Source organism: Xanthomonas dyei (assembly GCF_002939865.1).
In the GTDB taxonomy this organism is placed as follows: domain Bacteria; phylum Pseudomonadota; class Gammaproteobacteria; order Xanthomonadales; family Xanthomonadaceae; genus Xanthomonas; species Xanthomonas dyei.
Genome location: NZ_MDEE01000013.1, coordinates 1 through 18,203, shown reverse-complemented (window position 1 = coordinate 18,203; position 18,203 = coordinate 1). Strand labels below are relative to the sequence as shown.

General features: G+C 64.7%; 17 protein-coding genes. 8 read left to right on the top strand and 9 right to left on the bottom strand.

Annotated features, from left to right (window positions below; all coding sequences use genetic code 11):
* Positions 1 to 64: 64 nt before the first annotated feature.
* The 4 genes from XdyCFBP7245_RS10490 to XdyCFBP7245_RS10475 all read right to left on the bottom strand — a co-directional run bounded on the left by XdyCFBP7245_RS10490 (position 65) and on the right by XdyCFBP7245_RS10475 (position 3,586).
* Positions 65 to 1,912 carry an amidohydrolase gene (locus tag XdyCFBP7245_RS10490; protein WP_211287676.1) on the bottom strand — a complete coding sequence of 616 codons (1,848 nt, stop codon included), beginning with the start codon at positions 1,910 to 1,912 and terminating at the stop codon, positions 65 to 67.
* Positions 1,913 to 2,025: 113 nt separating this feature from the next.
* Positions 2,026 to 2,463 (bottom strand): DoxX family protein, encoded by a 438-nt coding sequence (locus tag XdyCFBP7245_RS10485; protein ID WP_170068603.1) that lies wholly within the window; start codon positions 2,461 to 2,463, stop codon positions 2,026 to 2,028.
* Positions 2,460 to 3,116 carry a hydrolase gene (locus XdyCFBP7245_RS10480; protein ID WP_104615610.1) on the bottom strand — a complete coding sequence of 219 codons (657 nt, stop codon included), beginning with the start codon at positions 3,114 to 3,116 and terminating at the stop codon, positions 2,460 to 2,462. Before XdyCFBP7245_RS10480 ends, XdyCFBP7245_RS10485 begins: the two co-directional genes overlap by 4 nt.
* Positions 3,113 to 3,586, bottom strand: a complete 474-nt coding sequence (locus tag XdyCFBP7245_RS10475) for a helix-turn-helix transcriptional regulator (RefSeq protein WP_104615609.1) — start codon at positions 3,584 to 3,586, stop codon at positions 3,113 to 3,115. Before XdyCFBP7245_RS10475 ends, XdyCFBP7245_RS10480 begins: the two co-directional genes overlap by 4 nt.
* 462 nt (positions 3,587 to 4,048) lie before the next feature.
* On the opposite strand from XdyCFBP7245_RS10475, the gene XdyCFBP7245_RS10470 reads away from it, so the two are divergent.
* From XdyCFBP7245_RS10470 to XdyCFBP7245_RS24040, 5 genes are all read left to right on the top strand, one after another.
* Entirely contained in the window at positions 4,049 to 7,141 is a 3,093-nt protein-coding gene (locus XdyCFBP7245_RS10470) for a sensor histidine kinase (RefSeq protein WP_104615608.1), read from the top strand.
* On the top strand, positions 7,134 to 7,775 hold the full coding sequence (locus tag XdyCFBP7245_RS10465) for a response regulator (RefSeq protein ID WP_104615607.1): 642 nt from the start codon (positions 7,134 to 7,136) through the stop codon (positions 7,773 to 7,775). The genes XdyCFBP7245_RS10470 and XdyCFBP7245_RS10465 overlap by 8 nt, the downstream gene beginning before the upstream one ends.
* Before the next feature lie 388 nt (positions 7,776 to 8,163).
* Positions 8,164 to 9,291 carry a Cache 3/Cache 2 fusion domain-containing protein gene (locus tag XdyCFBP7245_RS10460; RefSeq protein ID WP_104615606.1) on the top strand — a complete coding sequence of 376 codons (1,128 nt, stop codon included), beginning with the start codon at positions 8,164 to 8,166 and terminating at the stop codon, positions 9,289 to 9,291.
* 44 nt (positions 9,292 to 9,335) lie between these two features.
* Positions 9,336 to 9,968: a DUF8082 domain-containing protein gene (locus tag XdyCFBP7245_RS10455; protein ID WP_104615605.1), complete on the top strand. Its 633-nt coding sequence runs from the start codon at positions 9,336 to 9,338 to the stop codon at positions 9,966 to 9,968.
* Positions 9,969 to 10,033: 65 nt separating this feature from the next.
* Positions 10,034 to 10,204, top strand: a complete 171-nt coding sequence (locus XdyCFBP7245_RS24040; RefSeq protein ID WP_158255508.1) for a hypothetical protein — start codon at positions 10,034 to 10,036, stop codon at positions 10,202 to 10,204.
* 123 nt (positions 10,205 to 10,327) lie between these two features.
* Here XdyCFBP7245_RS24040 and XdyCFBP7245_RS10445 read toward each other — a convergent pair whose 3' ends face one another.
* Complete coding sequence (locus tag XdyCFBP7245_RS10445) at positions 10,328 to 10,891, bottom strand: thioesterase family protein (RefSeq protein WP_104615603.1); 564 nt, start codon at positions 10,889 to 10,891, stop codon at positions 10,328 to 10,330.
* A 485-nt stretch (positions 10,892 to 11,376) separates the two neighbouring features.
* Positions 11,377 to 12,186 (bottom strand): glutathione S-transferase family protein, encoded by an 810-nt coding sequence (locus XdyCFBP7245_RS10440; RefSeq protein WP_104615602.1) that lies wholly within the window; start codon positions 12,184 to 12,186, stop codon positions 11,377 to 11,379.
* A 144-nt stretch (positions 12,187 to 12,330) separates the two neighbouring features.
* Here XdyCFBP7245_RS10440 and XdyCFBP7245_RS10435 point away from each other — a divergent pair, with 144 nt between their 5' ends.
* A complete protein-coding gene (locus tag XdyCFBP7245_RS10435) occupies positions 12,331 to 12,972 on the top strand; it encodes a TetR/AcrR family transcriptional regulator (RefSeq protein ID WP_104615601.1) in 642 nt (213 codons plus the stop codon).
* Entirely contained in the window at positions 12,962 to 13,381 is a 420-nt protein-coding gene (locus XdyCFBP7245_RS24915) for an alcohol dehydrogenase catalytic domain-containing protein (RefSeq protein ID WP_386261413.1), read from the top strand. The genes XdyCFBP7245_RS10435 and XdyCFBP7245_RS24915 overlap by 11 nt, the downstream gene beginning before the upstream one ends.
* Here the strand turns inward: XdyCFBP7245_RS24915 and guaA are convergent.
* From guaA to folD, 3 genes are all read right to left on the bottom strand, one after another.
* On the bottom strand, positions 13,305 to 14,870 hold the full coding sequence (gene guaA, locus XdyCFBP7245_RS10430) for a glutamine-hydrolyzing GMP synthase (protein WP_104615600.1): 1,566 nt from the start codon (positions 14,868 to 14,870) through the stop codon (positions 13,305 to 13,307). The genes XdyCFBP7245_RS24915 and guaA overlap by 77 nt on opposite strands.
* 121 nt (positions 14,871 to 14,991) lie before the next feature.
* Positions 14,992 to 16,449 (bottom strand): IMP dehydrogenase, encoded by a 1,458-nt coding sequence (gene guaB / locus XdyCFBP7245_RS10425; protein WP_104615599.1) that lies wholly within the window; start codon positions 16,447 to 16,449, stop codon positions 14,992 to 14,994.
* A gap of 92 nt (positions 16,450 to 16,541) precedes the next feature.
* The gene (gene folD, locus XdyCFBP7245_RS10420) at positions 16,542 to 17,426 is read right to left on the bottom strand and encodes a bifunctional methylenetetrahydrofolate dehydrogenase/methenyltetrahydrofolate cyclohydrolase FolD (protein ID WP_104615598.1); all 885 of its coding nucleotides are present in this window, start codon (positions 17,424 to 17,426) and stop codon (positions 16,542 to 16,544) included.
* A gap of 49 nt (positions 17,427 to 17,475) precedes the next feature.
* On the opposite strand from folD, the gene XdyCFBP7245_RS10415 reads away from it, so the two are divergent.
* Positions 17,476 to 17,796 carry a DUF1244 domain-containing protein gene (locus XdyCFBP7245_RS10415; protein WP_104615597.1) on the top strand — a complete coding sequence of 107 codons (321 nt, stop codon included), beginning with the start codon at positions 17,476 to 17,478 and terminating at the stop codon, positions 17,794 to 17,796.
* Positions 17,797 to 18,203: the final 407 nt, after the last annotated feature.

Here is an 18,203-nt window from a genome sequence, read left to right as displayed (position 1 = left end):
GGGGTGAAACAAACAAGGTGACGGTATGAGATGCGCCGGCAGGCGCATCGAGACAGTGCCGATCTCAGAACGCGAAACACGCGCAACCCAATGCGCCCCAGAAGCCGCGCAGATCATCGCTGGGCGCAGCATGCTGCGCTGCATGTCCATGCGGCCCGTGCGCGCGACACCCGTGGCCGTGCGTGTGCACATGCGCGGCACTGGCAAGCCCACTGACCGCACCGCCCACGTGATAGCCGCCGAACCGATTGACCGGCGACCAGTCCGGCATGGCCGGCGGCAAGGTCGGTGCCAGCGCGGCGAAGTCGCCATCGCCATGCACCACGCGCCCACCCAACACGGTCAGCACGCTGGTGATGTCGGCAATGGCGGCATCGTCGACACGGAAGTAGTCGTCCGACAGCACGATGAAATCGGCCAGTTGCCCTGCCGCCAGCGTGCCCTTGCGGCTCTCGTCGCCGGAGAACCATGCGCTGCCCTGCGTCCACAGCCGCAACGCCTGCTCACGGTCGAGCAGGTTCTCTTCGCCGTACAGGGCCAGGCCACCCACCGTGCGTCCGGTGACCAGCCACGACAACGCCACCCACGGGTTGTAACTGGCCACACGCGTCGCATCGGTGCCGGCGCCCACCGGCACGCCGGCGGCCAGCATGCGACGCACCGGCGGCGTGTGCCGCGCAGCCTGCACGCCATAGCGCTCGACAAATGCCTCACCCTGATACGCCATGCGGTGCTGCACGGCGATACCGCCGTTCAATGCGCGGATACGGTCGATATTGCGCGGCGTGATGGTCTCGGCGTGATCGATGAACCAATGCAGGCCATCGAACGGAATGTCGGCGTTGACCTTTTCGTACACATCGAGAATGCGCGTGATGCTTTCGTCATAGGTGGCATGGATACGGAACGGCCAGCGTTTTTCGACCAGTAGCCGCACCACCTGCTCCAGTTCGGGCTCCAGCTCCGGCGGCAGCTCCGGGCGCGGCTCGCTGAACTGCTCGAAATCCGCTGCGGAGAACACCAGCATTTCGCCGGCGCCGTTATGCCGCAGCAGATCGTCGCCCTTGCGCACCGGCAGCATCTCGGTCCAGCCGCGGAAGTCGTCGACTTCCTTGCCCTTGTTCTGGGTGAACAGGTTGTAGGCGATGCGTACGCTCAATTGGTCGGCCGCATGCAGCTGCTCGATGACTTGGTAGTCCTCCGGATAATTCTGGAAACCACCGCCGGCATCGATCACCGAGGTGATGCCCAGCCGGTTGAGTTCGCGCATGAAATGACGCGTGGAATTGGCCTGGTACTCCAGCGGCAGGCGCGGGCCCTTGGCTAGGCTGGCATAGAGAATCAAGGCATTGGGTTTGGCCAGCAGCAAGCCGGTGGGATTGCCCAACTTGTCGCGCTCGATACGCCCGCCCGGCGGATCCGGTGTCTGCTTGTCGTAGCCGCAGGCACGCAAGGCCGCGCGGTTGAGCAAGGCGCGGTCGTATAGATGCAGCAAAAACACCGGCGTCTCCGGCGCGATGGCGTTGATCTCGTCAAGGGTCGGCAAGCGCTTTTCGACGAACTGATGCGCGGTGAAGCCACCGACCACGCGCACCCATTGCGGCGCTGGCGTGCGGTCGACCTGCGCCTTCAACATCGCCATCGCATCGGCAAGCGAACGGACGCCATCCCAGCGTAGTTCCAGGTTGTAATTGAGCCCGCCGCGAATCAGATGGGTGTGGCTGTCATTGAGCCCGGGCAGCAGGCGGCGGCCTTGTGCGTCGATGCTGCGGGCGCCGTTTTCCAACGCCATGATCTGTGCGTCGTCGCCGACCGCCACGATGCGCCCATCGGCCACTGCAATGGCGGTGGCGCTGGGCTGACGAGGATCGAGCGTGGTGATGCGTGCGTTGCGAACGACAAGATCGACCATCGGAGACTTCCTTGAAGCAGACGAAGTGCCGGGCAATGCGCCCAACGCAAGACCGGCCGCGGCGCCCTGCATCCACAGGCGCCGTCCGGCATCGTGATCATTCGGTACGCCGCTCATGCGACACCACGCCTGCGCAGCCCATCCAGCGACCACGCGCCAGCGCCGGCGGCGACCAGGGCCAGCAACACCAGCAGCCACATCAGCGGGTATTCCATGCCACCGTGCATCCAGAACCAGCCCTTGGGCACGGCCACCACCACGGTGGTAGCGATGAACACCGCTGCCAGCGCGGCACTGGTACGCGTCCACAGACCCAGCAACACCGCCAGCCCGGAGAGCGTCTGCACCAAGGCCAGCAGCAACGGCAACGGCGGTGCAGATGGAAAGCCGAATTGCTGCAATTCAGCGGCGAATCCAGGCAGCCCCGGACCACCGAACCATCCCAGCAACTTGCCCAGGCCATGCGGCAGCAGGAAGCCGCCGCCGGCAATGCGCAGCATCAACAACGCCCACGCAAGACCGGCGTTGCCGCGTAGTGCCGATGCGTTCAATGCCCGCCTTCCTGCGCCCCGAACATGGTCTTGGCGTACTGAATGCCGATGCCGTAGCCGCCTGCATGCGCACGCGCGATGCCGGTGGTGAGGTCGTAGGTGTCGCTACGCGCCCAATCGCGCTGCAATTCCAGCAGGTACTGCACGCTGGTGATGGGCGCGGCGCCGGCCTGCACCATACGCGTCACTGCACGCTCGTGCGCTTCGTCGCTGACATCGCCGCAGGCATCGGTGATCACGTACACCTCGAACCCCTGCTCGATCGCCGACAGCGTCGGGCCGACGATGCACACGCTGGTCCACAGCCCGGCAATCACCAGCCGCTGCTTGCCGATGGCGTTGACGCGATCGATCACGCCCTGGTCTTCCCAGGCATTCATGCTGGTGCGGTCGAACACCGGCTCGCCGGCAAAGATCTCCGGCAGTTCGGGAAACAACGGGCCGGAGAACGATTTCTCGGCGACAGTGGTCAGAATCACAGGCACCTTGAAGCCTTTGGCGCCCTTGGCAATCAGCGACACGTTGTTGCGCAGCGCCGAGATGTCGATGGTGTGCGTGGCGAACGCCATCTGCGATTGATGGTCGATCAGGATCAGCGCGTGATCGCCGGGCGACAACAGGGACTTACCGGGGATGGCGGTGGCGGTGGTCATGCGTGATGCTCCAGGGAGGATGAAAAAGAACCAGCGGTGTGCCGATGCGCACGCCGTGCGGGGCGTGCGGCGCAGGAATCGTTGGCCACTTGCGCGGCAAAGCGCGCCGGCGTGCAGCCGGTGGCGTTGCGGAAGCTGCGGACAAAATGGCTTTGATCGAAGAAGCACAGATCGGTGGCGATCTGGCTGATGGTGTGGCGGCCTTCGCGCAACATGGCCTGGGCGCGTTCGAGCCGACGACGACGCAGATACTCCATCGGGCTGGCGCCCAGTGCATCGCGAAACACGCGCGCAAAATGGAAGCGGCTCATGCAGGCAGCGCCGGCCAGTTGCGTTACGCCGATGGGCTCGTACAGATGCGTGTCGATGTACTGCAGCGCTCTTGCCACGGCACGTGCGCGTGAGGCGTGCAGTGCGTTGGTGTTGCCTGCATGCAGATCGGGGCGACCAGCGGCAATCAGACTTGCCATATGACGTCTCTGGCGGGGAATGACGCCATGGTGGAGCGAACATCCCGATCGCCCCACCCCTGATGGTGAGGCGGATCGCTCACTCTTTCGGGTGAGCGGCATGGTTGCTGCACAAGGACGCATGAGCTCTTGCGCGTGCATTGCCGTGACATACAGCACGCATGCATGCAAGCCGACGCAGCGGCGATACCGCGCAGTTGTTGCGTGCGCGCTATGCAGTGCCCCACTCGGCATCCACACCGCACCCGAACCAAGCGAACGCCAGCGCGTGGCACGACGCGCTACAAAAGCAGCGTCTTCGATGCTGCACACAACAGACCGCATCCAACTCAGCGCACACTGCATCGCCAAGACACGCACCCGACGCAACACGCCGATCCATGCGTACTCGATTTACTGCCCGATCTGCCTCCCCCGAAAGGGGTGGTGGTGCTTCCCTCGATCTCGCCCGACAATGCTGCGATGCCGCATGAGCCCGCCATCCGATTCCACCCGCTGTGGCGCCTGTGCGCGGCGGTGATCGTTGTGATGTGCAGTTGCTGGTGGCCATGCCCGCCCGCGCGGGCCGAAGGCATCGCCGCCACGCGTGCGGGACTGCTGCAGTTCCACCACACCGCCTGGAGCACCGAGCGCGGCGCACCGGCCGACATCTGGGATATCCAGCAAGCCGACGCCGGGCCGTTATGGTTGGCGACCGGCTTCGGTCTGTTTCAGTTCGATGGCGACCACTTCGCGCGGCAGGCGCCGCCGGATGGCGAGGCCTACGCGTCGCACAACATGACCGCGCTTGCGCTGGCGCCGGACGACACCGCCTGGATCGGCTACTTCAACGCCGGTATCGATCGCCTTGCGGACGGCCATCTCACGCACTTTCGCTCGGGCAAGGACGTGCCCGACGGCATGGTGTTCCGCATCGAGCACGATGGCAGTGGACGCTGGTGGGCGGCCATCGATGGCGGTTTGTGCTGGTTCGATGGCCAACGCTGGCAGCGTGCCGGTGCCGACTGGGGCTACACCGCCGAGCGCGCGCATTGGTTGCTGCGCGATGTGCGCGGCACGCTGTGGGTCAGCGACGGCACCCAGATTCTGTCGTTGCGGGCTGGCGCCAAGCGGTTCGCAGCCAGCGGTCAGCAGGTGGGTCTCTACGTCACCATGGCCGAAAGCCCGGACGGAGCGATCTGGGTCGCAGACCCGTACCGCGGCGTGTTTGCGTTGACCGATGCGCAGGGCAACGTACTGCCCGCGGCGGCGCGTGCCCGGCAGCAATTTCCCGGGTTATTCGCGCGGCGCATCCGCTTCATGCGCGACGGCGCGCTGTGGGGCAGCGACTACGCGGCGCACGGCCTGTTCCGGATTGCCTTGCCCACATCGCCCACGCCGGTGCTGGAACGCTTCGGACCGGTACAAGGTCTGACCTCGGCCACCGCCGGCCCGTTGCTCGAAGACCGCGAAGGCAATCTGTGGGCAGGCACCAATCTGGGCCTCAACCGGTTCCGGCATCGCGCGTTGCTGCCGTTGGCATCGTTGCTGCCGGGCCAGGCGATGGCCGTGGCGACCTTCAATCCCACCCCGGGCACCTCCGCACGCCCGCTCCTGGCCAGTCTGCGCGATGGCCGGCTGCTGGCGTTGAGCCGCGATCGCGTCGCAGGCCTGCAGCATGGCGCGCCCCCCCACATCCTGGATGTGCCAGCGACCGCCAACGGCTGGGTGCTTGGCGAGCACGCCCTGCTGCGTCTGCAGGCCGGCCGCATTCAGCCCGTGGCGCTGCCGCTCGGCCTGACCACCGGCGCCATTCGTGCCTTCGTCGTGGACAGCCGCAACCATCCCTGGGTCTGCCCGGACGCGAGCGGCCCCTACGCCTTCGACGGCAGCGCCTGGCAGCCGCTGGCCAATTTGCAGGACACCCCGTGCACGGTGCTCGCCAATACCCAGGATGGCGGCGTGTGGGTAGGCACCATCAAGGGCGACGTGCGCCTGCTGCAGGGCCGGCGGTTGATGCACTACAGCGCCGAAGATGGCCTGTCGGTGGGGCCGGTCACCGCCATCTGGCAACGCCCGTCGCTCACCCTGGTCGCCGGCGAAACCGGGCTGGCAGCGCTGGGCGCCGATGGCCGTTTCCGGCAGGTGCCCGATCAGACCAATCCGCTGCTGCAAGGCATCACCGGCATCGTGCAGGACCGCCACGGCACGCTGTGGTTGAACGGAAACCGAGGCGTGGTGCAGATCAGTCAACGTGCGCTGCTGCGCAGCGTGCAAGCGCGCGTGGTCAGCCCGGCGCTGCGCCTGTACGACATCATGGACGGGTTGCCCGGTGTCGCCCAGCAGGCCACGCCGGTGCCCACGGCCATCGCCGCCGACGACGGCCTGTTGTGGTTCACCACCAACCAGGGCCTGGCTTGGCTAGATCCCGAGCAGACCTACCGCAACCCCACCGCGCCGGAGGTCTTCATCACCGACGTGGTCGCCAACGACCGCCCCTACCCGCGCACGGCAGGCCTGCGCCTGCCCCAATGGACCCACCGCCTGCGCATCGGCTACGACGCGGTCAGCCTCACCCGCCCCGAGCGCGTGCGCTTTCGCTACCGGCTGGAAGGCGTGGACGCGCAATGGCAGGACGCCGGCAATCGTAACGAGGCGTTCTATACCAACCTCGCGCCCGGCCGTTACCGCTTCCGCATTGCCGCCGCCAACAACGACGGGGTATGGAACGAGCGCGGCGACACGCTGGACTTCGTGATCGAAGCGGCCTTCGTGCAGACCTGGCAGTTCAAGGTGTGCGTCGCGCTGGCCTTGCTGCTGACGCTTGCGATCCTCTGGCGCATGCGCACCCGGCATGTTGCCGGACGCCTGCGTGCGCGGCTGGAAGAGCGCTACCGCGAACGCGAACGCATCGCTCGCGAGTTGCACGACACCTTGTTGCAGGGCACCCAGGGGCTGATCCTGCGGCTGCATGCCGCCAGCCGCTCGTTGCCCGGCAACGACCCGCGCCGCCTGGAACTGGAACAGGCGGTCGACCTGGCCGAAAACGCATTGGTCGAAGGCCGCGACCGCGTCAACGGCCTGCGCGACAGTTACTCGCTGCGCCAGGATCTGGCCGCCGCACTGCAACGCTCGCGCGAAGCCACCATGCCCCCGCCTGCGGCCGAACTGCAGGTGTCGGTGGAGGGCCGCCCGGTGGCGCTGCGCCCGATGGTGGCCGACGAACTGTTCCAGCTGGGCCGCGAAGCACTGGCCAATGCCGATCGCCATGCCAATGCCGCACGAATCGCGCTGGAACTGCGTTACGGTTCACGTGACTTCGTGCTGCGCATCCGCGACGATGGCTGCGGCCTGGATCCGGATGTGCTGCATGGGCATGCGCGCACCGGGCATTGGGGGCTGACCGGCATGCAGGAACGCGCAAAACGCATCGGCGCCAAGATGCAGCTGTGGTCGCGTCCTGGCAGCGGCACCGCCATCCAGATCACGCTTCCCGCCCGCACCGCCTATGCGACACCACCACGCTGGTGGTGGCCATTTCGACCTGCACGATCCACGGAGAGTTCCAATGGCTGACATGGTCAAACCGACCGACGTGCTGGTGGTAGACGATCACCCGCTGCTGCGCGACGGTCTCAGCGCCATGCTCGCCGCCGAACACGACATGCGCGTGGTCGGCGAGGCCGAAGACGGCGAACAGGCAGTGGCCTGCTACACCAGCCTGCGCCCGGACGTGGTGCTGATGGATCTGCAGATGCCGCGCGTGGATGGCGTCGAAGCCATCCAGCGCATCCGCCGTGTCGACCCCGCCGCCAAGGTCATCGTGTTGACCACCTATACCGGCGATGTGCGTGCGGTGCGTGCACTGCAGGCCGGCGCCTGCGGCTACCTGCTCAAGAGCGCGCTGCGCCGCGAGCTGGTCGACACCATCCGCGACGTGCGGCGTGGCCAGCGCCGGCATGTTCCGGCGTCGGTGGCCGAAAACATCGCCGCCCACGTGCTCGACGACGCGTTGTCCGCCCGCGAGACCGAGGTGCTGAGTCTGGTCGCCACCGGATGTTCCAACAAGCAGATCGGCAATGCCTTGAGCATCTCCGAAGAAACGGTCAAGGCGCACATGAAGAACATCCTGGCCAAGCTCGGCGTACGCGATCGCACCCACGCGGTCACCGTTGCCCTGCGCCGCGGAATCCTGTCGCTGGAAACCTGAGCGGCCTGCGATCGCGCAGACCGCACCGCCGGTCGGTCGCTCCTCAAACAACGCTTCATCCGGTCGCTGCCATGACGTGGCAGTGGCAGCCGCGATCTGTCAAAGCCCCACGCCGATCGATCGCCCACGGATGGCTCCCGCCCGGCTGCCCACCGTGCCCACCAGCGCCAGCATGTGTAACCCGGTCCACCATTCTTGAACGCAAGGCGCACAAGACGATGGAGGCGCACTGTCAAATCGATCGGCTTGCGCTATCGTATGCACCGCTAAGCGGCATGGGGGCCGCTTCAGCATCTTGTCTGGCAGCCGATAACGGCTAGGTCCGACCGCCGCACTGCGCTGCGGCGGCACTCGATTCAATCATTTAAACGCGTTCAGGGGAATTGCGATGCTTCGTCACTCTTTGCGGGTGCGCCTGCTGTTGCCGGTGCTGGCCTTGGTGCTGGTCGTGGTGGTGGCACTCACGGTTATTCTTGCCATTACCGAAGCGAACCGGGTCAAGTTCGAAACCGGCGACGCGATCGAGCGCCAGTCGGTGTCCTTGCAGACCTTGTTCGCCGTCACCCGCTCGATGATGCTCGACCGCGTCAATTCCTCGATGCGCCAGCTGCGCAAGGAAGCCAATGCGCAGGGCGCCCCGAGCATGGGCAGCGATATCCGCGTCGCCGACCGCAACGCCAACGACCTGCTGCTGGGCCAGCGCCCGCAGGCCAATTCCTTCAGCATGCTGGACGACGTCACCGCCATCCACGAAGGCACTGCGACGCTGTTCTCGCGGACCGGCGATGAGTTCGTGCGCATCTCCACCAACGTCAAGAAGGAAGACGGCAGCCGCGCCATCGGCACCGTGCTCGATCCCAACGGCCAGGCCGCGGCCAAGCTGCGCAACGGCGAGAGCTTCTACGGCGTGGTCGACATCCTGGGCAACCCGTACGTCACCGGCTACGAGCCGATCTTTGCCGGCAACGACAAGCGCGTCATCGGCGCCTGGTACGTCGGCTACAAGGCCGACACGCAGGCTCTGGAAAACGTGGTCAGCAGCCGTCGCGTGCTCGATTCCGGCTTCATCGCCGTGTTCGACAGCAAGAACAAGCTGCGCTTTCAGTCCACCACCGGTGCCACCACCGACACCGCCACCATCGAGCGCATCGTCAAGGACAGCCCGGACGACTGGGTCGTCGTCAAGCAGGAAGTGCCGGACTGGGGTTTCATCCTGGTCTCGGCGTATCCCAAGAGCGACGTCAATGGCCTGATCGTGCGCCAGTCGCTATGGATCGCCGGCATCGGCCTGTTGGTGTGCGTCCTGTTGCTTGGCCTGCAGTGGGCCCTGATCTGGAGCCGCGTGTTGCGCCCCATACAGCATCTGACCACCGTGGCCGAAGAACTGAGCCTGGGCAAGTGGAACCACACCATCGAAGAGGTCAACCTCAAGGATGAAATTGGTACCCTGGCGCGCGCCATCTCCCGCCTGTCCAACAGTGTCCGGTTGGCCATGGAGCGCCTCAGCAAACGCTGAGCCGCTTCACCCGATTTCGTACCAGATGATGCAAGGAAGACGCCATGTCCAATGAATTCCGTCCGCTGATCGATGTCCTGCGCGAGCTCAGGGCGTTGGCATTGAAGAAGGCGTCCGGCTTTCTGTTTGTCGTCACCGAAGAAAACCACTCCTGCATCGTCCGCCTCAACGCCGGACAGATCGAAGAAGTGGTCTTCCGCATGCTGCGCAATGACGAGGCGGTACAACGCCTCACCATGGTCGGTGCCGCGAAGGCCCGCTTCCAGGTGGACCCCGGTGCCGGCATGGGCAAGCCGTCGTTGCTGAGCGAAGACTCGCGCCAGTGGTTGATGGGCGGCTTCGAACAGGATCTGGGCGGCGCACCTGCCCCGGTGCGCGCCGTCGTGGCACCGGCGGCCGTTGCTCCGGTGGCGGCAGCGGTGGCGGCAGCGGCGCCAGCACCCGCGCCGTCAGGCAACGCCAGTGCCGGCGCGCCGGACGATCGCGTGCGCGATGCCTTGGAAAAAGTCGCGCTGAACTATCTCGGCCCCATCGCCGGCATGCTCTGCGACGAAGCCTGGGACGCGTCCAGCGATATCGAGCAGGTGCTCAGCCAGCTCGGCGCCAACCTGGCCACACCGCAGGAAGCGCAGAAGTTCATGGCCGACGCACGCACCGCGTTAGCCCGGGTGCGTTGAGCGGGATCGATGGCGAGCTGATCGTTTCAGCTCACTGCTGCTGCATGCGACGCCACAGGCTGCGCATGCCGCATCCCATCTCAGCGGCCTTCGATGCATTGCTGCAAATGATTCCGATCGACACCGACGAGCGCCTGGCGCTCGTTTTTTTATGCGCTCGCGACGCTGCCACACTGCGACGGTGCAGGCGCAAGCGGCTGTTGTTGATGCTCGTGCACCTGGGCTGGGTACGGTGATCTACCAGCGTCTACGGCGGCGCTGCGCCTAATTGCGGTGAACTTGAAGATGGTCCGAGCCCATGTCATGCGGTCGCGTTCTCGCGCCCGCATCAGTGCCTGCACGCTCCCCATCGAGCTCGCTCAGCGTCGCGCTGTCCAGTCGTCGATCTCCGATTTGAGAGCGGTGTCGGCGGCGAGCAATGCATTGGCCGCATCGCCCAGCGGCGGTGATGTCGTATCCACGACGCCGATCGACTGCAGCACGGTTTCTGCCTTCACGAATGCGCGGTTACCACGGTCGTAGAAACCGATCAGCAGTAGCCCCCTGGCAGCCAGGGTTCTGTCCGATCCGGTAAAAATCCGCTGCTCGACGATCAGGCGGGTTCCGCTCCAGCCGATGAGCCGTGTTTCAAGATCGAATGCATGGAAGGGCTTGAGTTCCCTTCGAAACTGGATGGCTCCCGAACCGACAATCGGCGCCCACTTCGCTCGCAGCGCCACCTTGGCCAGGCCGGTACGCAGCACCATGTCCAACCGCCCGAGATCGAAGATCGTCCAGTAGCGTCCATTGGTCATATGCAGGTTGGCATCGATATCGTTCGGCAGCACGCGCAATCTGAGACGCGACACGTCCGAGCGCGCGTGCATCCGCGGCCGGAACAGACTTGTCACCAACAAGAGGATCAGGCGAAACCAAAGATTCATTCCAATGCCTGCGATGGGTAAAGAGTGGTGGAATTTAACGATCGAGCCCGGCGCTTTATGAATCGCCAAAACCATGCTCCGCCTTCATCGCTGCCACACCACTGCAGAAGGGCACGCCTGCCTACTCTATGCAGCACTGCAGCAGCAAAGTCTTCGCGATCATCCGCGCACAGTCGACGATACAAGTGATGGGAGTCGTGGCGACATCGGCCTTCCCTACTCCTTTGCAGACAGCACCAGGCGATCGGACTGGCCACTGCAGGTGAGAGCAGGATGCGCGTCATCCCACGCGGCGCATCCCGCTTGCCGCATCACATCAAGGCGCCTCAAAAGCGATTGGTCATGGCGCAGCTTATGCAAGACAGGCGTGCGCGATCGGTAGTGTAATGGGCGGGATGCCGCCCATCGATGCGACTGCGCGACAGCGCGCCATCGTCTTCCTGGTGGACGCAGAGCATGCTGCACCCACCAGGCACGCGATGCGGTTAGCTGGGCTGGAAGGCAAGCTTCAGCTCCGGGTACCACTGCGCCGTGACGGTGGCGATAAAGCGCCCCAGGTTCGGAAGCGTGCGGGCGTAGTCGGTGATCTCCGGGTGCAGGCCGTGCGCCTGGAAGAACGCTTGGGTGAAGCCGAAGACCACCGCGTCATAGGAACTGGGGCGATCGCTGCCTAGCAGGAAGCGCTTGTCGCCGATCAGCACGTCGATCGCGCTCAGGTCTTTCTTGGCCTTGTCGATAATCTCCGCTTCGGTGAAGCGCGCAATGCCTTGATCGAAGCAGCGCTTGCGGAAGTCTTCGCGACGCGTCTTGAGCGCTTCCTGGATCTCTTCCGGCAGTGCCGTCGGATCGCCAACCATGGTCTTCATCAGGAAATCCCAGCCGCCTTGGTGGAAGAACTCGTAATAGATGATGATCCAGTAGAGATGGTCTTCGAGCGTGCCCTGCACTACTTGGCCGAGCGCTTGCTGCTCTGCGCTCAGGTGTGCATCGGGGTCGCCGAGCGTGCCCTTGAGATAGTCGATGATGAGGCTGCTGTCGGCGATCCGGGTGTCGCCGACGCTGATGAAGGGCACCTTGCCGCGTGGGCCAACGTCCGGGACCGGTACCGAAACGAGCTCATGCTTGATACCGAACATCCGAAAATACGCCTGCAACTTGGCGGCATAGGGGGAAAGACTGGCAACGTAAGCCGACAGACTGTTCTCGCCGAGCGTGACCGCATGCAGGTTCAGGACCGTCTCGGCATCGATATGGAGGGCGTCGTACGGGTTCTCATAAACAGGGTATTGCTGCATTTCAATTCCTTGAGCACTGGGTCGGTGGGTGTGGATTGCCGGGGAACTAGCAGTTGGATACGACGGGCCGGATGGCAATGACAGCGCGGCCCTGTTTTTGTACTATATCGAACATAAATCACCCCAGCAAGGATTTTTTGCGAAATGGTACATAAAACAACCAAGGGCCCCGCGCGGCCCCGCGGACGCCCGCGGAAGTTCGACGAGGCCACCGTGCTGGAACGTGCGCGCGATGTGTTCTGGAACCATGGCTACGCCGCGACCTCACTGGACGAGCTGGCTGCTGCAACGGGACTCAACCGCCCCAGCCTCTACGCGACGTTTGGCGACAAGCACGCGCTCTACCTGCGCGCACTTGAGGAAAACAAAGCGTGGTCCGTAGACGGGGTTCGCCAGCACATGGGCAGCGATGGCCCGCTGCACGAGGTGCTGCGCACCTTTTTTCTTGCTGCGGCAGAGAGCACGTTGGCCGGCGAGATGGGAGCACGCGGGTGCTTCGTCGTTTGCACGGCGGTCACCGAGTCGCTTCGCGACCCCGAAACGCGCACCGTGGCGGCAAGCTATGTCGAAGGTGTCGACCTCGCCTTCCGCGAGCGCTTCAAGCGCTCGAAAGAGGAGTTGAACAGAGGGGTCGATCCCGCCTCTGCGGCCGCCGTCGCATCCGCCATGCTGCAGACCTTGGCGGTGCGGGCGCGTACCGGCAGCGGGCGCGAGGAGCTGACGGACATCGTGCATGCTGCCGTGACTGCGATTTGCGGTCGCCCGCCTGCCGGAGTTGAAGCATGAGAGCTGCGGTGTTCGATGCGGGCGGCGCACCCGAATCCTTTCGCATTGCCGAATTGGCGGAGCCACGTCCGGCGTCCTGATCCGCGTGGAGGCGATCAGCATCGAGGGCGGCGATATCGCGGATCGGCGGACAGGCCGAACCCGATCTCGCGGCGGTCCCGGCTACACGGCTGCCGGAGTGATTGTTGCCGTGGGTCGCGCCGTCAGCGGGTTGCGTGTCGGGCGGTCTGCCATCTCTCAGCACTCGTCAGCCGGAGCTGCCGCGACGCATGTGGTTGCACTCAATACGTCGCGGACCGTATTGATCGCCAACCCTCCCGCAGGACCTCACCTCACTCCCACTCGATCGTCGCCGGCGGCTTGCCCGAGATGTCGTAGACCACGCGCGAGACGCCGCGCAGTTCGTTGATGATGCGGTTGCTCACCGTGCCGAGGAAGTCGTACGGCAGGTGCGCCCAGTGGGCGGTCATGAAGTCGATGGTCTCCACCGCACGCAGTGCGATCACCCATTCGTATGCACGCGCATCGCCGACTACGCCGACGGATTTCACCGGCAAAAATACCGCAAATGCCTGGCTGGTGGTGTCGTACAGATCGGCCTTGCGCAGCTCGTCGATGAAGATCGCATCGGCCTTGGCCAGCAGTTCGGCGTATTCGCGCTTCACTTCGCCCAGGATGCGCACGCCCAGGCCCGGGCCCGGGAACGGATGGCGATAGACCATGCTGCGCGGCAGGCCGAGTTCCACGCCGAGGCGACGCACTTCGTCCTTGAACAGTTCGCGCAGCGGTTCGACCAGGCCCAGCTTCATATGTTCCGGCAGGCCGCCCACATTGTGGTGGCTCTTGATCACGTGCGCCTTGCCGGTCTTGCTGCCGGCCGACTCGATCACGTCCGGATAGATCGTGCCCTGCGCCAACCACTTGGCGTTGGCCAGTTTGTTGGACTCTTCGTCGAAGATGTCCACGAACAGGTTACCGATGATCTTGCGCTTGGTCTCCGGGTCGCTCACGCCTTCGAGCTTGGCGAAATAGCGGTCCGCCGCATTGACGCGAATCACCTTGACGCCCATGTGCTCGGCAAACATCGCCATCACCTGGTCGCCTTCCTGCCAACGCAGCAGGCCGGTATCGACGAACACGCAGGTCAGCTTGTCGCCGATCGCCTTGTGCAACAGCGCCGCGACCACCGACGAATCCACACCGCCGGACAAACCAAGAATCACTTCGTCATCGCCCACCTGTTCGCGCACGCGCGCAATCTGGTCGTCGATGATGTTGGCCGCCGTCCACAAGGTCTGGCAGCCGCAGACATCGACCACGAAGCGGCGCAGCAAGGTCTGGCCCTGCAGCGTGTGCGTCACTTCCGGATGGAACTGCACGCCGTACCAGCGCTTGTCCTCGTTGGACATCGCCGCCACCGGAATGCGGTCGGTCACCGCAGTAATGGTGAAGCCCGGCGGCACCTGCGACACGTGGTCGCCGTGGCTCATCCACACGTTCAAACGCGAGGCGCCGGCATGGTCGGTCAGGCCGGAAAACAGCGCATCGGCCGCGACGACATCCACCTCGGCATGGCCGAATTCGCGTTGGTCGGCCGCTTCGGTGGCGCCGCCCAGCTGCGCAGCCAACGTCTGCATGCCGTAGCAGATACCGAACACCGGCAAGCCGCTGTCGAACACTTCCTGCGGCGCCACCGGCGCACCCGGCAAGGTGGTCGATTCCGGGCCACCAGACAAAATGATGCCCTTGGCCCCAAACCCGGCAATCTCGGACGGATCATGATCCCAGGCCCAGATCTCGCAGTACACGCCGATTTCGCGGATGCGCCGCGCGATCAACTGCGTGTATTGCGCGCCGAAATCGAGGATGAGGATCTTGTCGTTATGAATGCTGGTCATTGAGAGCCGGGAATCGAGAATCGGGATTGGGGAATCGCAACAACAACCGCGGCGCCGGCCGCTATCGGACGAGGAAGCGGCGGGCTCTTACGATTCCCGATTCGCGATTCCCCATTCCCGATCATCCAGCGCGATAGTTCGGCGGCTCTTTGGTGATCTGCACGTCGTGGACGTGGCTTTCGCGCTGGCCAGCACCGGTGATGGTGACGAACTTCGGCTTGGTGCGCATCTCTTCGATCGTGGCGCAGCCCACATAGCCCATGGTCGCGCGCAGGCCACCGATGAGCTGATGAATAATGCCGCCGACCGAGCCGCGATACGGCACACGCCCTTCGATACCTTCCGGCACCAGCTTGTCGGCGTCGCTGGAATCCTGGAAATAGCGGTCCTTGGACCCCTTCTCCATCGCGCCCAGGCTGCCCATGCCGCGGTAGCTCTTGTAGCTGCGGCCCTGGAACAACTCGACTTCGCCCGGCGCTTCTTCGGTACCGGCCAGCAAACCGCCGACCATCACCGTGGACGCACCCGCCACCAGCGCCTTGCCGATGTCGCCGGAATAGCGGATGCCGCCGTCCGCGATCAACGGAATGCGGTCCTGCAATGCCTCGGCCACCATGTCCACCGCGGTGATCTGCGGCACGCCCACGCCTGCAACCACACGCGTGGTGCAGATCGAACCCGGGCCCACGCCAACCTTGACCGCGTCGGCGCCGGCATCCATCAATGCCAGCGCTGCGTCGCCGGTGACGATGTTGCCGCCGATCACCTGCAGGTGCGGATAGGTCTTCTTGACCCAGGCCACACGGTCGATCACGCCTTGCGAATGGCCGTGCGCGGTATCGACGATGACCACATCGACGCCGGCAGCCGCGAGCAGTTCGATGCGCTGTTCGGTATCGCCACCGACCCCCACCGCCGCACCGACCAGCAGCCGCGTGGACGCATCCTTGGCGGCGTTGGGGTTGTCGGTCTTCTTCTGGATGTCCTTGACCGTGATCAGCCCGCGCAGTTCGAAGCTGTCGTTGACCACCAGGATCTTTTCGATGCGGTTGCGATGCAGCAGCTCGAGTACTTCCTCATCGCTGGCGCCTTCGCGCACGGTGATCAGGCGATCCTTCTTGGTCATGATGTGGCGGACCGGATCGTCGAGCTTCTTTTCGAAGCGCATGTCGCGGCTGGTGACGATGCCGACCAGTTCGCTGCCGTCCACCACCGGCACGCCGGAGATGTTGCGCGCGCGCGTCAGCGCGATCACTTCGCCGATGGTGGTGTCCGGGCTCACCGTAAACGGCTCGGTGATCACGCCGGACTCGAACTTCTTGACCTTGGCCACTTCGGCCGCCTGCTGTGCAGGGGTCAGGTTCTTGTGGATGATGCCGATGCCGCCCAACTGCGCCATGGCCACCGCCAGGCGGTGTTCGGTCACCGTGTCCATCGCGGCCGACAGGATCGGCAACTTCAGACGCAGATCGCGGGTCAGCCGGGTTTCCAGGCTGACATCCTTGGGCAGGACGATCGAATGAGCGGGGACGAGCGAGACGTCGTCGTAGGTGAGAGCTTCAGCCTGGATGCGGAGCATCGGCGGACCCGAGTTTGGGGAAGCGCGGCATTTTACCCTGAAAGCCTTCACGAAGACACCACGCAGCCGCAATGCTGCGTTACACCGGTTGCTCAACCCGCAGCGTCGGCCGCTTCCAGGGTGTTCTGCATCAGCGTAGCCACCGTCATCGGCCCCACCCCGCCCGGCACCGGCGTGATCCAGGCCGCGCGCTTTGCTGCCGCATCGAAGCCGACATCGCCCACAAGGCGTCCATCTTCCAGGCGGTTGATGCCGACATCGATCACCACTGCACCCGGCTTGACCCATTCGCCGGGGATCAGCCCCGGGCGGCCCACCGCCACCACCAGAATGTCCGCATTGCGCACGCTGGCCTCCAGCACATCGGCCGGGGTGAACTTGTGGCAGCTGGTCACCGTGCAACCGGCGATCAACAGCTCGAGCCCCATCGGCCGGCCGACGTGATTGCTTACGCCCACAATGGTCGCGTTGCGCCCGCGCACCGGTTGATCGGTATGCGCAAGCAAGGTCACGATGCCGCGCGGCGTGCACGGGCGCAGGCCGAATTCGCGCAGTGCCAGATGCCCCACATTTTGCGGATGGAAGCCATCCACATCCTTGCGCGGATCGATGCGCTGGATCAGCCGGTTGGCATCGGGAATCCCCGGCAGCGGCAGCTGGATCAGGATGCCGTGGATCTTGGGATCGGTGTTGAGCTCATCGATCAACGCCGCCAACTCGGCCTCGCTGGTGCCGTGCGGCAGGTCGTAATCGAACGCTTCGATGCCCACTTTTTCCGCCGCGCGTCGCTTGTTGCGTACATACACCGACGACGCCGGGTCGCCACCCACCAGCACCACCGCCAACCCGGGCCGCGCCTTGCCCGCTGCCATGCGCGCATCCACGCGCAACTTCAGCCCGTCGAGCAGGTCCTCGGCAATGCGGCGACCATCGAGAAGGCGGGCCGGAGCGAAGGCAGCTGGCGCGGAAGCGGTCATGGGGCGTCAGGTGTAGAGTCGAAGGCCGTCTATTGTCCCCGATTCCGTCATGACCGACACGACCTCGCACACCGATTCGACCACTACTGCCATCGAAGCGGCCGCATTCCGCCGCCTGCTGCAGCATCTCAACCAGGAGCGCACCGATGTGCAGAACATCGACCTGATGATCCTGGCCGGCTTCTGCCGCAACTGTCTGGGCGCCTGGTACCGCGAAGCGGCCGAGGCGCAGGGCCAGCCGATGAGCAAGGACCAGGCACGCGAGGCGGTCTACGGCATGCCGTTCGCGCAGTGGAAGCAGCAACATCAAAAAGACGCCACTCCCGAACAGCTCGAAGCATTCGCTGCGGCCCAGCGCGCGCGCAGCTGATCGCTGGTCAGGGCGCGCGACTGCAGTGACTGCTGCGCGTCCGGTGTGCCTGTCTTGAGACTGCGTGCCATCAGGCGGCGCGCTGCTCCTTGATGCGGTTCGTGGCTGTGGCGCTAGTCCACGCTGGCGTTGCTTGCATCGCTTCCACCTAAGTGCTTATTGCTAGCGATGTCTTGTCTATGACCTCAAGACCCGGAAATTTTTGCTGCTTGAGAGAGTTGGGCGCAATGGGTAAACCCATTGCAGAGCACATGATCTGCGAGCTGGCTGCAGGGCCCTTGTCCTCCTACCGGCGCGGGACACGCCGTGAATCCGTCCATGGAGCAACTGTGTTGGTCAGGACCTCAATCCGCGACCTTTGATCAGTTTCCTTCGGGCGTGTTCATCGGTAGGTGCCGGCCGCTGGC

Excerpts from the sequence above, each read along its gene's own strand:
- XdyCFBP7245_RS10490 (WP_211287676.1), bottom strand. The coding sequence starts at position 1,912 with ATGGTCGATCTTGTCGTTCGCAACGCACGCATCACCACGCTCGATCCT.
- XdyCFBP7245_RS10480 (WP_104615610.1), bottom strand. The coding sequence starts at position 3,116 with ATGACCACCGCCACCGCCATCCCCGGTAAGTCCCTGTTGTCGCCCGGC.
- XdyCFBP7245_RS10475 (WP_104615609.1), bottom strand. The coding sequence starts at position 3,586 with ATGGCAAGTCTGATTGCCGCTGGTCGCCCCGATCTGCATGCAGGCAAC.
- XdyCFBP7245_RS10470 (WP_104615608.1), top strand. The coding sequence starts at position 4,049 with ATGCCGCATGAGCCCGCCATCCGATTCCACCCGCTGTGGCGCCTGTGC.
- XdyCFBP7245_RS10465 (WP_104615607.1), top strand. The coding sequence starts at position 7,134 with ATGGCTGACATGGTCAAACCGACCGACGTGCTGGTGGTAGACGATCAC.
- XdyCFBP7245_RS10460 (WP_104615606.1), top strand. The coding sequence starts at position 8,164 with ATGCTTCGTCACTCTTTGCGGGTGCGCCTGCTGTTGCCGGTGCTGGCC.
- XdyCFBP7245_RS10455 (WP_104615605.1), top strand. The coding sequence starts at position 9,336 with ATGTCCAATGAATTCCGTCCGCTGATCGATGTCCTGCGCGAGCTCAGG.
- XdyCFBP7245_RS24040 (WP_158255508.1), top strand. The coding sequence starts at position 10,034 with ATGCCGCATCCCATCTCAGCGGCCTTCGATGCATTGCTGCAAATGATT.
- XdyCFBP7245_RS10445 (WP_104615603.1), bottom strand. The coding sequence starts at position 10,891 with ATGAATCTTTGGTTTCGCCTGATCCTCTTGTTGGTGACAAGTCTGTTC.
- XdyCFBP7245_RS10440 (WP_104615602.1), bottom strand. The coding sequence starts at position 12,186 with ATGCAGCAATACCCTGTTTATGAGAACCCGTACGACGCCCTCCATATC.
- XdyCFBP7245_RS10435 (WP_104615601.1), top strand. The coding sequence starts at position 12,331 with ATGGTACATAAAACAACCAAGGGCCCCGCGCGGCCCCGCGGACGCCCG.
- guaA (WP_104615600.1), bottom strand. The coding sequence starts at position 14,870 with ATGACCAGCATTCATAACGACAAGATCCTCATCCTCGATTTCGGCGCG.
- guaB (WP_104615599.1), bottom strand. The coding sequence starts at position 16,449 with ATGCTCCGCATCCAGGCTGAAGCTCTCACCTACGACGACGTCTCGCTC.
- folD (WP_104615598.1), bottom strand. The coding sequence starts at position 17,426 with ATGACCGCTTCCGCGCCAGCTGCCTTCGCTCCGGCCCGCCTTCTCGAT.
- XdyCFBP7245_RS10415 (WP_104615597.1), top strand. The coding sequence starts at position 17,476 with ATGACCGACACGACCTCGCACACCGATTCGACCACTACTGCCATCGAA.